The organism is Bradyrhizobium ganzhouense (genome assembly GCF_049949285.1).
GTDB lineage: Bacteria > Pseudomonadota > Alphaproteobacteria > Rhizobiales > Xanthobacteraceae > Bradyrhizobium > Bradyrhizobium ganzhouense.
The window spans coordinates 5624183-5637877 of record NZ_CP181318.1 but is presented as its reverse complement, the minus strand read 5'-3'; the positions used below and the strand labels follow the sequence as shown (position 1 = coordinate 5637877).

General features: G+C 63.3%; 15 protein-coding genes, 1 tRNA gene and 1 pseudogene. 8 read left to right on the top strand and 9 right to left on the bottom strand.

The window, feature by feature from the left end:
• Nucleotides 1–7: 7 nt before the first annotated feature.
• The gene (locus ACLFLU_RS25885; RefSeq protein ID WP_426407636.1) at nucleotides 8–1528 is read right to left on the bottom strand and encodes an ATP-binding protein; all 1521 of its coding nucleotides are present in this window, start codon (nucleotides 1526–1528) and stop codon (nucleotides 8–10) included.
• Nucleotides 1529–1680: 152 nt separating this feature from the next.
• Between ACLFLU_RS25885 and ACLFLU_RS25880 the strand changes: the two genes are divergently transcribed.
• Genes ACLFLU_RS25880 through ACLFLU_RS25870 form a run of 3 tightly spaced genes read left to right on the top strand, consistent with a single transcriptional unit; the run spans nucleotide 1681 to nucleotide 4353 of the window.
• Nucleotides 1681–2238 carry a GbsR/MarR family transcriptional regulator gene (locus ACLFLU_RS25880; RefSeq protein ID WP_426407635.1) on the top strand — a complete coding sequence of 186 codons (558 nt, stop codon included), beginning with the start codon at nucleotides 1681–1683 and terminating at the stop codon, nucleotides 2236–2238.
• Nucleotides 2239–2254: 16 nt separating this feature from the next.
• Complete coding sequence (locus ACLFLU_RS25875) at nucleotides 2255–2920, top strand: DUF4166 domain-containing protein (protein ID WP_426407634.1); 666 nt, start codon at nucleotides 2255–2257, stop codon at nucleotides 2918–2920.
• Nucleotides 2917–4353, top strand: a complete 1437-nt coding sequence (locus ACLFLU_RS25870; RefSeq protein WP_426407633.1) for a TIGR01777 family oxidoreductase — start codon at nucleotides 2917–2919, stop codon at nucleotides 4351–4353. The genes ACLFLU_RS25875 and ACLFLU_RS25870 overlap by 4 nt, the downstream gene beginning before the upstream one ends.
• A 7-nt stretch (nucleotides 4354–4360) precedes the next feature.
• On the opposite strand, the gene ACLFLU_RS25865 is transcribed toward ACLFLU_RS25870, so the two are convergent.
• The gene (locus ACLFLU_RS25865; RefSeq protein WP_426407632.1) at nucleotides 4361–5215 is read right to left on the bottom strand and encodes a LysR family transcriptional regulator; all 855 of its coding nucleotides are present in this window, start codon (nucleotides 5213–5215) and stop codon (nucleotides 4361–4363) included.
• 112 nt (nucleotides 5216–5327) lie between these two features.
• On the opposite strand from ACLFLU_RS25865, the gene ACLFLU_RS25860 reads away from it, so the two are divergent.
• Nucleotides 5328–5750: a tautomerase family protein gene (locus ACLFLU_RS25860; protein WP_426407631.1), complete on the top strand. Its 423-nt coding sequence runs from the start codon at nucleotides 5328–5330 to the stop codon at nucleotides 5748–5750.
• 44 nt (nucleotides 5751–5794) lie between these two features.
• Here ACLFLU_RS25860 and ACLFLU_RS25855 read toward each other — a convergent pair whose 3' ends face one another.
• Both ACLFLU_RS25855 and lipB read right to left on the bottom strand, forming a co-directional pair.
• Complete coding sequence (locus tag ACLFLU_RS25855; RefSeq protein WP_426414080.1) at nucleotides 5795–6508, bottom strand: DNA helicase; 714 nt, start codon at nucleotides 6506–6508, stop codon at nucleotides 5795–5797.
• 202 nt (nucleotides 6509–6710) lie between these two features.
• Nucleotides 6711–7448 (bottom strand): lipoyl(octanoyl) transferase LipB, encoded by a 738-nt coding sequence (gene lipB / locus ACLFLU_RS25850; RefSeq protein ID WP_426407630.1) that lies wholly within the window; start codon nucleotides 7446–7448, stop codon nucleotides 6711–6713.
• A 97-nt stretch (nucleotides 7449–7545) separates the two neighbouring features.
• Here lipB and ACLFLU_RS25845 point away from each other — a divergent pair, with 97 nt between their 5' ends.
• Both ACLFLU_RS25845 and ACLFLU_RS25840 read left to right on the top strand, forming a co-directional pair.
• Nucleotides 7546–7788: a FliM/FliN family flagellar motor switch protein gene (locus tag ACLFLU_RS25845; protein ID WP_008141759.1), complete on the top strand. Its 243-nt coding sequence runs from the start codon at nucleotides 7546–7548 to the stop codon at nucleotides 7786–7788.
• 143 nt (nucleotides 7789–7931) lie between these two features.
• Nucleotides 7932–8016 (top strand) — tRNA-Leu (locus ACLFLU_RS25840).
• Between the two features lie 185 nt (nucleotides 8017–8201).
• On the opposite strand, the gene ACLFLU_RS25835 is transcribed toward ACLFLU_RS25840, so the two are convergent.
• The 4 genes and pseudogenes from ACLFLU_RS25835 to ACLFLU_RS25820 form a co-directional block, all read right to left on the bottom strand.
• Entirely contained in the window at nucleotides 8202–9572 is a 1371-nt protein-coding gene (locus tag ACLFLU_RS25835) for an epoxide hydrolase family protein (protein WP_426407629.1), read from the bottom strand.
• Nucleotides 9569–9730 (bottom strand): annotated as a pseudogene (locus ACLFLU_RS25830) (cysteine hydrolase); the annotation flags it as partial. The pseudogene ACLFLU_RS25830 and the gene ACLFLU_RS25835, both read right to left, overlap by 4 nt.
• Nucleotides 9731–9829: 99 nt before the next feature.
• Nucleotides 9830–11179 (bottom strand): epoxide hydrolase family protein, encoded by a 1350-nt coding sequence (locus ACLFLU_RS25825; RefSeq protein WP_426407628.1) that lies wholly within the window; start codon nucleotides 11177–11179, stop codon nucleotides 9830–9832.
• A 23-nt stretch (nucleotides 11180–11202) separates the two neighbouring features.
• Nucleotides 11203–11829: an isochorismatase family cysteine hydrolase gene (locus ACLFLU_RS25820; RefSeq protein ID WP_426407627.1), complete on the bottom strand. Its 627-nt coding sequence runs from the start codon at nucleotides 11827–11829 to the stop codon at nucleotides 11203–11205.
• Nucleotides 11830–11937: 108 nt separating this feature from the next.
• On the opposite strand from ACLFLU_RS25820, the gene ACLFLU_RS25815 reads away from it, so the two are divergent.
• Nucleotides 11938–12435: a winged helix-turn-helix transcriptional regulator gene (locus ACLFLU_RS25815; RefSeq protein ID WP_426414079.1), complete on the top strand. Its 498-nt coding sequence runs from the start codon at nucleotides 11938–11940 to the stop codon at nucleotides 12433–12435.
• A 244-nt stretch (nucleotides 12436–12679) separates the two neighbouring features.
• Here the strand turns inward: ACLFLU_RS25815 and ACLFLU_RS25810 are convergent, their stop codons facing one another.
• Entirely contained in the window at nucleotides 12680–12943 is a 264-nt protein-coding gene (locus ACLFLU_RS25810; RefSeq protein ID WP_426407626.1) for a metal-sensing transcriptional repressor, read from the bottom strand.
• Nucleotides 12944–13278: 335 nt separating this feature from the next.
• Here ACLFLU_RS25810 and ACLFLU_RS25805 point away from each other — a divergent pair, with 335 nt between their 5' ends.
• Complete coding sequence (locus ACLFLU_RS25805) at nucleotides 13279–13641, top strand: hypothetical protein (protein ID WP_426407625.1); 363 nt, start codon at nucleotides 13279–13281, stop codon at nucleotides 13639–13641.
• Nucleotides 13642–13695: the final 54 nt, after the last annotated feature.

Genomic DNA, 13695 nt, shown 5'->3' with positions numbered 1-13695 from the left:
TCGGCCATCACCTCGGCAGCTTCGAGATCGCTTCGCTCAGCTCGTGGATCTCGTACGGCTTGCGCAGGATCGGAAAGTCGCCGCGCACGGCGGCGGCGGCTTCGCTGTAGCCGCTGGCGAGCAGGATCGGCAGGTCGGGGCGGATCTGGCGCAGACGATGGGCGAGGCCGAGCCCGTCCATGTTGCCGGGCATGACGATGTCGGAGAACACGAAGTCGACGCCGTTGATCTCGAGCTCGCGCAGCGCGGTTTCGGCATCTGCGACCCTGCGCACGCGATAGCCGAGCTGCTCCAGCAGGCCGATGCTGACGATGGCGACATCAGGGTTGTCTTCGACCAGTAGCACCGTGCCGCTGCCGCGCACCGGCGCGACCTCAAGGGTCGCGGTCGGCATGGTCGCGGTTTCGCGCGGCAGCAGAATGGTGAAGGTCGTGCCCTTGCCGAGCTCGCTTGCGACCTTGACTGTGCCACCCGCCTGATGCGCAAAGCCGTGCACCTGCGACAGGCCGAGGCCGGTGCCCTTTCCGACCGGCTTCGTTGTGAAGAACGGCTCGAAAATCCTGTCGACGACGTCGGAGGGGATGCCGAACCCGGTGTCGGCGACGGTGATGGCGACGAATTCGCCGTTGTGGAGCGGACCGTCCAGGACGATGTTGTGTGCGCCGATCGTCACGGTGCCGCCATCGGGCATGGCATCGCGGGCATTGATGACGAGATTGAGCAGCCCTGTCTCGAGCTCGGAGACATCGGCCTTGACCGGCCAGACCTCGCGCTCGATGTCGAAGGCGAGGCGAACGGCGCTGCCGACGCCGGCGTGAAGCACTTCGCGGATCGCCTCGATGCGATCGCCGAAATGGATCGCCTGCGGATTGACGCTCTGCCGCCGCGCGAAAGTCAGGAGCTGGCCGGTCAGCGCGGCGCCACGCTTGGCGGCGGTCTCGATCGCCGAGACCGCGCGCTGAAACCTGGAATCGTCGGGGTCGCCTTTCTTCAGGATGTGAAGGCTGCCGCTGATGATCATCAGCAGATTGTTGAAGTCGTGGGCGACGCCGCCGGTGAGCTGGCCGAGCGCATCGAACTTCTGCGACTCCGCAAGCTGCGTCTGCATCGCCTCGAGCCTGATCTGCGCATTGCGCCGCTCGGTGATGTCGCGGGTGATTTTTGCAAAGCCGACGAGGGCGCCGTCCTCATAGATCGGATCGATGATGACGCTCGCCCAGAAGAAAGTGCCGTCCTTGCGGACACGCCAGCCTTCCTCCTCGTAGCGGCCCTGATCCCGGGCGATGCCGAGGGCCCGGGCGGGCTTGCCGTTGGCGCGGTCGGTCTCGGTATAGAAGCGCGAGAAGTGCTGGCCGAGGATCTCTTCGGGCGAATAGCCCTTGATCCGCTCACCGCCGATGTTCCAGCTGGTAATGATCCCCGTGGGATCAAGCATATAGAGCGCGTAGTCCGCGACTCCCTCCACCAACAGCCGGAAACTCCGTTCGCTTTCGAACAAGTCTCTCTGTTGATTGAACTTTTTAACCATTCCTGGACCCCGCCTCGACGGGGGCAAACGCTCCAAGACGTGCTTGGTTCCCGTTCTCTGGGATGTTTTTGGGCAAATGGAGCGGACGGTATGCAGGACGCAAGGCGATCGCGGCACTTGACATGCAATCGCGTCCATCAGATATTTCTGTCATGACAGAAATAACCGGAAAGAAGAAACTCCCCGCCGCCGTCGAGCGCTTCATCCTGCATTGGGGCGACATGGGGGATCAGTGGGGCGTCAACCGCTCGGTCAGCCAGATCCACGGGCTGCTCTATCTCGCGGAGGCGCCGATGACGGCTGAGGACATCGCGGACACGCTCGGCATGGCGCGCTCCAACGTCTCCAACTCGCTGAAGGAGCTGCTCGCCTGGAACCTGATCCGGCGGGTGCCGATCCTCGGCGACCGCCGCGATCATTACGAGGCCGAGACCGACATCTGGGAGGTCGCAGCCCGGATCGCAGCGCGGCGCAAGGAGCGGGAGCTCGATCCGGCGATCAAGGCGCTGCGGGCCTGCGTGTCCGATGCCGCTGATGATCCGACCATCAATCCGGTCGCGAGCAAGCGGCTGAAGGAGATGCTCGCCTTCACTGAGCTGGCCGACCACTGGTTCATGCAGATGCTGAAAGTGCCGCGGCCGCGTGTGGTCGCCTTGATGCGGCTTGGCGAGAAGATCGCCAACCTGCTGCCGCTGGGCAAGGCCAAATAGTTCCGAGGAGGTTGCGATGACGTCGGCGAGATTATCAAGCTCCAGCGCACCAACCTCCGCTCACATCAAACTGCTCGACGATCGCCGCTTCCGTGCGCTGCTGTCGAACGAGGATTGGGGCCGCCTGCCGCTCGCGACGTGGCGGCGCTTCTCAAAGCGCGTCGCCGACGGCGACAGCGTCGTCTATGTCGGCGTCGTCGACGAGGTCTCTTTCAGCGACATCGGCTGGTGGTTTGCACAAATGGCGCGGCTGATCGGCGGGCCGCTACCGACGGGACGCGACGCCGGCGTGCCGATGATCGTCACGGTCACCGAGGACGGCGCGACCGGCGGGCAGACCTGGACCCGGATCTGCGCGCGTAAGCGCGGCTTTCCGCAGGTGATCCATTCCGCCAAACGTTTCGCCGGTCCGACCGGGCTCGAAGAGTATGTCGGCTTCGGCGTCTCCATGGCGCTGCGCATCACAGTCGAGGGCGAGGTGCTGACCTTCCGCAGCGCTGGCTACGGCCTGCAGCTCGGGCGCCTGTGGATCCCGCTGCCGCACTGGCTCACGCCGGGCGATCTCACGGTGACGCACAGCGACCTCGGCGAGGGTGCCTTCCGCTTCACTCTCGATGTCATTCATCCGCGTTACGGCGCGCTGATCCACCAGTCCGCCGTGTTCAGGGAGGCCGTGTCATGACCCCGCTCTTGTGGACGCTCATCGCCATCCAGATCGTGATGGGCGTGTTCGATACCTTCTATCATCACGAGTTCACCGAGCGCCTGGCCTGGCGCCCCTCGCAGCGGTTCGAGCTGAAGCTGCACGGCATCCGCAACATGCTCTATGCGCTCCTGTTCGTCCTGCTCGGCTGGCTGGAGGTCTACGGCGTGCTGGCACTGGCGATCGTCACCGTGCTGATCGCCGAGATCGTCATCACGTTGATGGATTTCGTCGAGGAGGATCTGAGCCGAAAGCTGCCGCCGAGCGAGCGCATCAACCACACGCTGCTCGCGATCAATTACGGCGCGATTCTTGTGCTGTTATTGCCCATGCTGATCGATTGGGCGATGCAGCCCTTTGGCGTGACCGTGGTTTATCAGGGCCTGCTCAGCATCGCCGCGAGCGCCTGCGCGGTTGGCGCTGCGCTCTGCGGCGTCAGGGATTTTGCCGCGATGCGCCGGCTCGGGCGAATGAAGAGTGTTCCTGCAAACGGGCTTGTTGAGAAAATCCCAGGCCGCAAGACCGTGCTGATCACCGGCGCGACCGGATTCATCGGCAGCCGCCTTGCGGCGAGCCTAAGTGGGGCGGGGCATCACGTCATCGCGCTGATCCGCAATCCGGCGAAAGCGGAGATGCTGCCGCCCCCGGTGACGCTGATCACCAGCCTCGATCAGCTCGCCGCCGACACGCCAATCGACGCGATCGTCAATCTCGCCGGCGAGCCGATCGGCAACGGCCTGTGGACCGAGGCGAAGCGCGCCAAGATCATTGGTTCGCGTGTCGACATGACCGGCGAGGTCGTCAAGTTGATCGCGCGGCTCGAGCGCAAGCCCGAGGTGCTGGTCAGTGGCTCCGCGATCGGCTGGTACGGCCTGTGGGCCGACCAGGTGCTGACGGAATCGGCCAAGTCACACGCCTGCTTCAGCCACGAGCTGTGTGCGGCCTGGGAGAAGGCGGCGCGGCCGGCAGAGGAGTTCGGCGTCCGCGTGGTCAATTTGCGCATCGGCCTCGTGCTCGGCACCGATGGCGGCTTCATCACGCGCATGCTGACGCCGTTCGAGTTCGGGCTCGGCGGTCCGCTCGGCACCGGGCGGCAGTGGATGTCCTGGATCGAGCGCGACGATCTGATCCGGCTGATCGCCTATGTGATGGCGACGCCCGATCTCGCCGGCCCCGTCAACGCAACTGCGCCGATCCCGGTCACCAACGCAAAGTTTACCGAGGAGCTCAGCCGCCGGCTGCACCGGCCTGCGGTGTTCCGCATTCCAGGCGGTCTGTTGCGGCGGATCGGCGGCGGCTTTGCCGACGAGCTCTTGCTCGGCGGCCAGCGCGTGCTGCCGAACAAGGCGCTGAGCCGCGGATTTGTGTTCAGGCACGAGACGCTGCGAAGCGCGTTCGAGGCGATCCTGTGAGGCGATGTCAGGTGGCGGTCATGCTCCGAAACGTCGCCGCCACCGCACGCAGCGCTGCAAGCTTCGCGGGATCGCTGACTTTCGAATGCAGCATCACCTTCGAGCTGCCGAGCTTTGGCAGCTTGTGCGCAGGTCCGACGTCGACCAACCCGGGAGGCGCGATCCGTCGTGCCAGCGGCGCGATGGCGAGCCCGGCCATTGCGGCCGCGACCACCGCCGTGACGCCGCCACCAACAAAGCGCTCGCGCCAGGCGAGGCCGGCCTTGTCGAGGGCGCGTACGGCAATCGCGCGGACGCCGCAGGGCGGGGCGAGCGTTGCGAGCGGCAAAGGCTCGCCCTTCGGCAGGGTGAAGCGTCGTGACGCGAACCAGCCGAATTCGTCCTCCGTCAGCTTCTCGCCGCCGCGGCGGCTGCCTTCCTGGCGGACGATCACAGCATCGAGCTCGCCCGCGTCATAGGCATCCTGCATCTCGCGTGAGAAGCCGATGGTGACGGCGAGGGTGAGGTTTGACGACATTGCGTGCAGCCGTTCGAGCAACGGCACCAGTTCGGGGCCTGCGGCGTGATCGGAGATGCCGAGCGACAGCGACTGCGCGGCCGGTGCGTCGCCCGATAGCGCGCGGTCGTGCGCCGCCATCAACGCGCGGGCGCGATCGAGAAAGCTGGCGCCGTCGGCCGTGAGCCGGACCGCGCGCGGCGAGCGCTCGACGAGGCGTTTGCCCAGCAATGTCTCCAGCCGCTGTAGCTTGAGACTGACCGCAGCCTGCGTCGTGCCGAGCACCTCCGCGGCGCGGGTGAAGCTTTGGAGGTCGGCGACCAGCAGGAAGGCCTGGACGGTGGCGATATCGAGTGTGGTTGTCATTAGGATCAGTTATCACTGGTATCAATAGAGATAAGATACCAAAATGATCGAGCAGGGTCTAGCTTCTGATCAACGCCGCGCAAACAGCGCGACATTCTTGAGGAGAACGACAATGCCCCTGATCACCGTGTCCTACACCACCTCGCGCCAATCGCCTTCGATGAAGGCCGACATTGCGAATGCCGTCTCCGAGCTCACCGCAAAAATCCTGCACAAGGATCCCAAGGTCACCGCCATCATCGTGAAGTCGGTTGATGCGGGCGACTGGTTCGCCGGCGGCAAGTCGCTTGCCGAGCAGAAGCTTGCCAGCTACTGGATCGACATCCACATCACCGAAGGCACCAACACCAAGGACGAGAAGGCGGCCTATCTCGCCGCGATGTTCAAGCGCATGGCCGAGATTTTGGGCCCGCTGCATCCCGAGACGTATCTGCATGTCGACGAGGTCAAGGGCGACGCTTACGGCTTCGGCGGCCTGACCCAGGAGCGGCGCTACATCGCCGGCAAGCTCGAGGTTTCGCTGAAGGCGGCGTGATGATGCGAGCCGCGGGTGAGGCATCTCACCCGCGGCTCTTGTTGTCAGCTCGCCGCGCGGAACTGAACCTCAGAATTGTTCATGAAGCACATCTTGTCGAACAGTTTCAGATCCAGCGGGTTCGGCAGCCTGACATCGTCGAGGTCGGGGCAGGGCTTGACCGAGGGATCATAGGACCGGTCAATCTGCGAGATGAAGACGACGATCAGCCCCTTGTCGCGTGCGAAGGATTTCAGCGCGCGCACCTGAACGGTCAGATTAGGGTTTTCCCGCCGCTGGTCGAGCAGTTGCAGATAGTCGATCACCACGACCGTCCCGCGGGGAGCCACGGCCATCTGCTTGACGACGTAGTCGGCACTGATCGTGTCGGAGCAATCGATTTCGAACAGTTTGTCGAACTGCGCCGGCTCAACGCCAATCGCACGCAAGCGGTCCAGCACGTCTTTCTCGGTGTATTCGAGCGAGAAGAATGCGGCACGATGGCCGGACTTCATGGCCTCAACGGCGAGTTCGAGGCTCATCAACGTCTTGCCCTGACCGGGGCGTGCTCCGACCAGCACGAGGTCACCCGGCTGGAATTGCGGGAACAGTCTGTTGGCCGGTGTCGCGGCGGCAGCTTTCGCCGCGAGCATGCTCCAGGCGGAAAACCCTTCCGTCGTGGCGACGCGGTCAAGGGCGTCGTGGAGCGGAATGCATTCCTCGCGGGATAGGCGTTTTGCTTTACGCTTCAGATGATAGATCGGGGCGGACAATTTCATCGTCAAAACCTCCCATTGCGAGCTGAAACGCAATCCCTCCTTATGCCTGGCGCTCGAACAGTCGGTCCGATGGTTTAGTCGCCCGGCATGAGGTCTGCTTTCCCGGCGGAGGGGGGAGGCGTGGGCGGCACCTGACACTAAGCGTAACCGATTCCGCGCCGATGGAGAACGCGCGTGGTGCGTCTCCAACAGGAAAGCGTCGTCAGGCGGCTGCTTCCGGCAATAGCGCGCGTGTCGGCCCGAACAGCTCTTCAAACGCCTGCCGAAGCGCGACGTCGACATCGGCCAGGGTCACCAACTGGCCGAGATCGACCAGCGAGGTCACGCCGTAACGAGGATCCGCAACGCCGCAGGGGACGATGCCGGCGAAATGTGAAAGCTCCGGCTCGACGTTGATGGCGATGCCGTGGAACGAGACCCAGCGCTTCAGCCGCACGCCGATCGCCGCGATCTTGTCCTCGTGCTCGGCCCCCTTGTCGGGCCGCTTCACCCAGACGCCGACCCGGTCCTCGCGCCGCTCGCCGCGGACGTTGAAGGCGGCAAGCGTCTTCAGGATCAGTTCCTCCAGGCTCGCGACATAGGCCCGGACGTCCGGCCGTCGCCGCTTGAGGTCGAGCATGATGTAGGCCACCCGCTGGCCGGGGCCGTGATAGGTGAGCTGGCCGCCGCGCCCGGAGGCAAAGGTCGGGAAGCGGGGATCGAGCAGATCGGTCTCCTTGCCCGAGGTCCCAGAGGTGTAGAGCGGGGGGTGTTCGAGCAGCCAGACCAGCTCGGGTGCCTCGCCCGCCGCAATGCCGGCGACGCGGGCCTCCATGGCGGCCACGGCCTCCGGATAGGGCACCGGAGCGTCCGAGATTCGCCATTCGACGGGCTCGCCGCCGGCGGCGGAAAACGACGTCAAATCGAGCTCTTGGCGGGGGTTTTGAGGCGAATTAACCATTGGCTAACCATAACGTGGTGATGATTGCAGGCGCAAATGCCAAGTCGCTGATTCCAAGTCCCTTGGCGTTGAGTCTCCAGTTGCGGCGGTGCTGACAGTGCCTACTCTCGACAAAGTCACCGTGGATCTCATGGTCGTCCTCGGGACGACCACCATGCCCATCCATCAGGTATTACGTCTTTCCCGCGGCGCCATCATCGAGCTGGACGCAACCGAGGCCGACGAGGTCAAGGTTCTCGCCAACAATCTGCCGGTGGCCTCCGGCGTCGTGCTGGTCGACCGCAACCGGATCGCGGTCGAGGTCAAGCAGATGCTGCCGCGGACGCAAGGCACAAGATAAGGCCGATCTGGGGGGCAGTGCAGGAACTTTCCTGCAAAGCTTGTGGAATTCGGGGCCTTTGCAGGCTTGTACCCCACTGATGGATTTGTTAGATCGGCGCCGTTGATCCGGCAGGCCTCAAGCCCTAAGCCGGCATCCCCAAAGCGCTCGTGGCGGAATTGGTAGACGCGCTGCCTTGAGGTGGCAGTGAGTAAAATCGTGGGGGTTCGAGTCCCTCCGAGCGCACCAAGGGCATAAGCCATTGATACGAAAACATTTTCGTGGCTGCCTGCTCCCGCATTGTTACCCGCAGTGATTCTTTCTTTCACGTCGGCCGCCAGCGACTTCCGCTCGTCCGTCAAAAGATCGGCGGAAGGGTGCGCAGACGCTGTTGGCCTGCGCGCCGCGGTCTGATGCGCGACGCGCCGAAATCTTCAGATCGAACTGCGCAGAGGCCGGAACGCGGCGCGAACCTCTCTGCTGAAGATATCGGGCTGCTCCCACGCCGCGAAGTGTCCGCCGGCCTCGGCCTGGTGGAAATAGATCAGCTTGCGGTAGGCTTTCTCCGCCCAGCTCCGTGGCGCCACGAAACTCTCGCCGGGAAACGCCGTCACGGCGGCCGGGATCGAGACGTTGGCCGGCAGATAAAGGTTGGTTTTGTTTTCCCAGTACAGGCGCGCCGAGGAAATCGCGGTGTTGGTCAGCCAGTACAGCGTGATGTTGTCGAGCACGTCGTCGCGCGTCAGCGCTCCCGCTGAGTGCCCTCCGACCGGGCGCCCGAGCACCGCCGAGGTCATCGCCGCGGCCGGCTGGGCATAGCCGTCACCATGGTCGAGCAGCCAGGCGGCGAGGCCGGCCGGTGAATCGGCAAATCCCGCCAGAGTCTGGGGTCGCGTCCCCATGATCTGCGCATAGGCGCGCCGTTTCGCGAACTGAAGCTTGAGCTGGTCGAAGGCGTGCTTCTCCTCCGCGGACAGATTTGCCGGAGGGCCGTCGCCGGATGCCACCGCCTTGAATATCTCGGGCGGAACGACGCCGGGCAGGTTGACATGGATGCCGATCAGTTCCGGCGCGCCGAGTTTTGCCATTTCATTGGAGACCGGCGAGCCCCAGTCGCCGCCTTGCGCGACGAACTTCCTGTAGCCGAGCCGCTTCATCAGCACGACCCAGGCGCGCGCGATGTGCTGCGGGTCCCAGCCGGTCGAAGTTGGCTTACCGGAGAAGCCGTAGCCCGGCATCGACGGGATCACGAGATGGAATGCGTCATCTGCGCTGCCGCCGTGCGCGGCGGGGTTGGTCAGAGGATCGATGATCTTGAGCTGCTCGATGACGGAGCCGGGCCAGCCATGCGTGACGATCATCGGCAACGCATTCTCTTGCTTCGAGCGGATGTGAATGAAGTGGATGTCGAGTCCGTCGATCTCGGTGATGAACTGGGGCAGGGCGTTGAGGCGGGCTTCCACCTTCCGCCAGTCGTAATCCGTGTGCCAGTAGCGCACGAGATCCTGCAGCATCGCCAGCGGCACGCCCTGGGTGTCGTCGGCGACCGTCTCTTTCTCGGGCCATCGGGTGTTGGCCAGGCGCCGGCGAAGGTCGACAAGGTCGGCATCAGGAATATCGATGTGGAACGGACGGATCGCGTCGTTCGTGGCGGCCGGCGCCGGACGAACTGGAAACAGGCTGGCGGCGCTTGCGGCAGCCAGTCCCATGGCGGCGCTGACGATCAGCTTGCGCCTGTCGTGATCGACGGCCTCCTGGCTCGGCGTCGCTACAACTGCGGTTCGTGTCTTAGGATGCGTGGTCATTTGACGATCTCCCTGGAACGAGATGCCGTCGGCAAAGCCGCGATCACCTCAGCGGTTGTCAGGATCGAGTGTGCAAACGTGGGGCCGTTCACCTCATGGGCAGCGCGCATCATTTCGTGCGAGAGAGCCGCGGTGGCTTCGCGCACCAGCGTCACGTGATCGGCGGTGCCGGCGGCAATCCACCTCGAGAGTCAGATGCTGTTCCGCGTTACCAACGCGTGGCGACGCGGAACGCATGTGATCGCGTGCCGAACCCTTCAGGTTGATTTGCGCAGTGGTCGGAAGCCTGCGCGAACCTCTTCAGAAAAGAGCTGCGGCTGTTCCCAGGCCGCAAAGTGCCCGCCTTTATCGACCTTGTTGTAATAGATGAGTTTGGGATAGGCCAGTTCTGTCCAACTACGCGGCGCCTGATATTGCTCGCCAGGAAAGACGCTCACGGCCACCGGAATAGAGACGCCCTTCGCATTGAAAAAGCCGCCCTTGTATTCCCAATAGAGACGGGACGCAGAAACCCCTGTCTTCGTCAGCCAATAGAGCGTGATGTTGTCGAGGATCTCGTCTCGCGTCAATTCGCCGGTGGCACTCGCGGTCCGGTTCAGGGCCGAGGCGACCGAAGCGGCCGGCTGGCCGCCGGCATCGTTGTGGTCGAGAAGCCAGGCGGCCAGGCCGACGGGTGAATCCGCGATGCCGTACAAGGTTTGCGGCCGCGACGCCATCAACCTGGCGTAGTCGACTTGCTTGAAAGTTCTGATCAACTGTTCATAGGCGTGTCGTTCCTCAGCGGACAGGCTGGACGGCGGTGGATCGCCGGCCCTGACAGCCTTGTCGACGTCGGCGGGAACGGTGGCTGGCATGTTGGTGTGGATGCCGAGCAATCCCGCAGGTGCCTGCAAGCCCATCTGGTCGACGACAAACGCTCCCCAATCGCCGCCCTGGGCGACGTAGTGGGTGTAGCCGAGGCGCTTCATCAGTTCTGCCCAGGCTCTGCCCATGCGCTCGGGACCCCAGCCGGTACTCGTCGGCTTGCCTGAAAAGCCGTAGCCCGGCATCGATGGAATGACCAGATGGAACGCATCCGACGCGGATGCGCCGTGCGCCGTGGGGTTGGTCAAGGGATCGATGATCTTCAACTGCTCGACAATCGAGCCTGGCCATCCGTGCGTGACGATGAGCGGCAACGCCCCTTCGTGCTTCGAACGAACGTGGATGAAATGAATGTCCAGCCCGTCGATCTCGGTGATGAATTGCGGCAAGGCATTGAGCCGCGCCTCTTCCTTCCGCCAGTCGTAGTCCGTCGCCCAATAGCGCGCGAGTTCACGCATGGTTGCCAACTGCACGCCTTGCGATTGATCCGGCACGGTTTCCCGCTCAGGCCAGTTCGTCGCGTTGATGCGTCGGCGCAGATCGGCGAGCGCCTCTTCCGGAAAGTTGATGCGGAAGGTGCGGATTGCATCGCCCGTGGCGGCCGGCGCGGGATGCGCGGGAAACAGGCTGACGGCGCCGGCTGCCGCTATTCCCATTGCAGCCGTGGTCAAGAACTTGCGTCTGTCCTGGTTGATGGCTTCTGAGCCTTCGACCGCCGCAGGCGTTTTGATGAGCATGGTCATTGCATTCTCTCCTGGATGGTGCGTTACGCCTTGGGCAAGGCCGCGATCAGTTCGGCTGTGGTTAGGATTTGGTGGGCGAAGGTGGGGCCGTTCAGTTCGTGCGCGGCGTGCATCATTTCGTGCGAGAAGGCAGCGGTGGCGTCGCGCACCAGGGTCACGTGGTAGCCGAGCTCCATCGCGAAGCGGGCGGTGGACTCGATGCAGGTGTTGGCCAAGAGGCCGACCACGATCACATGGGTGATTCCCTTTTGCTTCAGCTGGAAATCCAGGTCGGTGTTTGCGAAGCCGCTTTGGCCCCAATGCTCCTTGACGACGATGTCGCCAGGCTTCGGCGCGAAATCGGGATGCCATTCGCCACCCCATTCGCCGCGCGCAAAGCTGTGGCGCTGCATGATCAGTCGCTGGGTGGGGTTTGGATGGTCCCAATCCTCGTAGTCGCCGGGCTCCCAGCGCCGGTGCGGGACGATGACGACTTGGATATCAGCCGTGCGCACGGCGCCGTCCAGCTGCCGCAGATTGTCAAGAAGTCCGACCTCATCGGCGACCGGCTTGAGGTGCGGATACACCTTCCCGCCCTCGGATAGAAAATCGTTGTACGGATCGACGAACAGCAATGCTGTCCTGTCGCGGGGGTATCTGGTCGCAATCATTGTCCGTCTCCTTGGGCCGCAACGCGGCCGGTTGCATCGGCTTCAATGATGTCCTACATTGCTATGAAAATCATAGTTACAATCCGCGGTGAAGAAATCGTGATCAAGATGCAGAAAGCCCATGGTTCCCAAACGCTTTGCCCGGTGGCCCGCTCCGAGACGGTCGTGGGCGACCGCTGGACTGTGCTGATCCTGCGCGAACTCTTCATGCGCAGTCATCGTTTCGAAGAGATCCAGGCCCAGACCGGAGCTACGCCGCAAATGGTCGCGGCGAGATTGAAGAATCTGGAAGCTGACGGGCTCGTCAAGCGGCGCATCTACAGCAAGCGACCGCCGCGTCACGAGTATCACCTGACGGAGAAAGGCGAGGCCTTCTATCCTGTGCTGCAGGCGCTGCGGGCCTGGGGCGAAACATGGTGCAAGTCGCCGCGGGAAGGTCGGGCTATCAATTACACCCACCGGACGTGTGGCAACTCGGCAGGGCTCGGCCCCGTCTGTGAGAGTTGCGGTCGGCCACTGCGTCGCGAGGATATGATTGCCGAGCTAAATCCCGCCTACCAGGATGAGCGCGAAACGCGGTGGGAGGCATTCAAGGCCAGCCGATGAACCCCTCGGGCCTGAGAATAGACTGCAGGGGGCTTCGCGCTCAGGCAGACAGTCGCATTGCGGCGTGTCGTCTGGAAGTTCGGGCGATGGATCGATCATTGCCGGCTCCTGATGTTCACGGCGGTGGACAGCTCACATCGGCACCTCTGGAAGCGTCATCTGCGAATGCCTCTTAGTTGAGACTGGCGCGAGCTCTTTGCAAGTTGCTTGCAACGCCTGCCCGGGCGATCCGCGTCATAGCGCGCTACAGATATTTCGCGATCAACTTGAAGTCCCTGAGCGCAGCCTGAACTTTCGAGCCGGACGCATTGAACGATCGCTCCAGGTTGTGGCTCACGTGATCGTGTATCAATGCTTTTTTGGCGCTTTCAATGGCCTTCTCCACGGCCTGCAGTTGTTGAGCGATTTGAGCGCAAGGCCGGCCTTCTTCGATCATTTCAATGATTGTTTCGAGGTGGCCATTGGCACGTTTCAGGCGTCGGGCAATCGCAGCATGCGGGTGGTCCATGAAATCCTCCTATCCTCCGGGGAGGATATCAGCCATCCTCCCGGCAGGATACGGAAAATCGCTTGACACCATGAAAGGTCAGGCGTAGGTGCCAATCGTTGTCTGGAACAGATGTTCAAGACAAGGCTTCAACCCTAACGACGAGCATTCTCGAACAACACATGGGCAGTACCACCTTTGGCAACGCCAACCCGGCGACGATGATCGGGCTCGCGGTGCCGCAAGACATCAGGATCAATCGCGACGGCTGTGGCCGCGTGAGGGTTGTTGGTCGCGCTTAGCTGACCGTCTGCTGCTCACTGGCCTGCCGCGCAAAGCGGACGTGGAGGTGAGCGATGTTCACAAGAATCGCTAGATTCCGGCTTGTTCAGCCATGGCGCACCGCGCTGGGGCCGGGCGAAGCCGCGTTTTCCAAAAACATGTTCTCCGTGGGCGTGTTTTCCAGGGACATGCATTCCAATGACAACCTGCCGGGCTTTCGCCGTCCGGCGGCAACGGGCAAGCGTCGGTCTCCATCCCCGGCGCTCGCCTGTCATTGGTTCGATCTCAATGGCCGACTGGAATGCCGCTGGCTGGCCGAACCCAACGACGATGCGCCGCTCGGCGATGTCGTCGAATACGAACACCGCACGGCAGGCCGCGTGTCCGGCCAGCCGTCGATGCCACCGCGTGGCCGCGCCCAGACACTGGCCGGATAAGCAAAGGACCAAACATGGACGAAGGACCTAGTTGTCCCGCCGCCCACCGGTCCG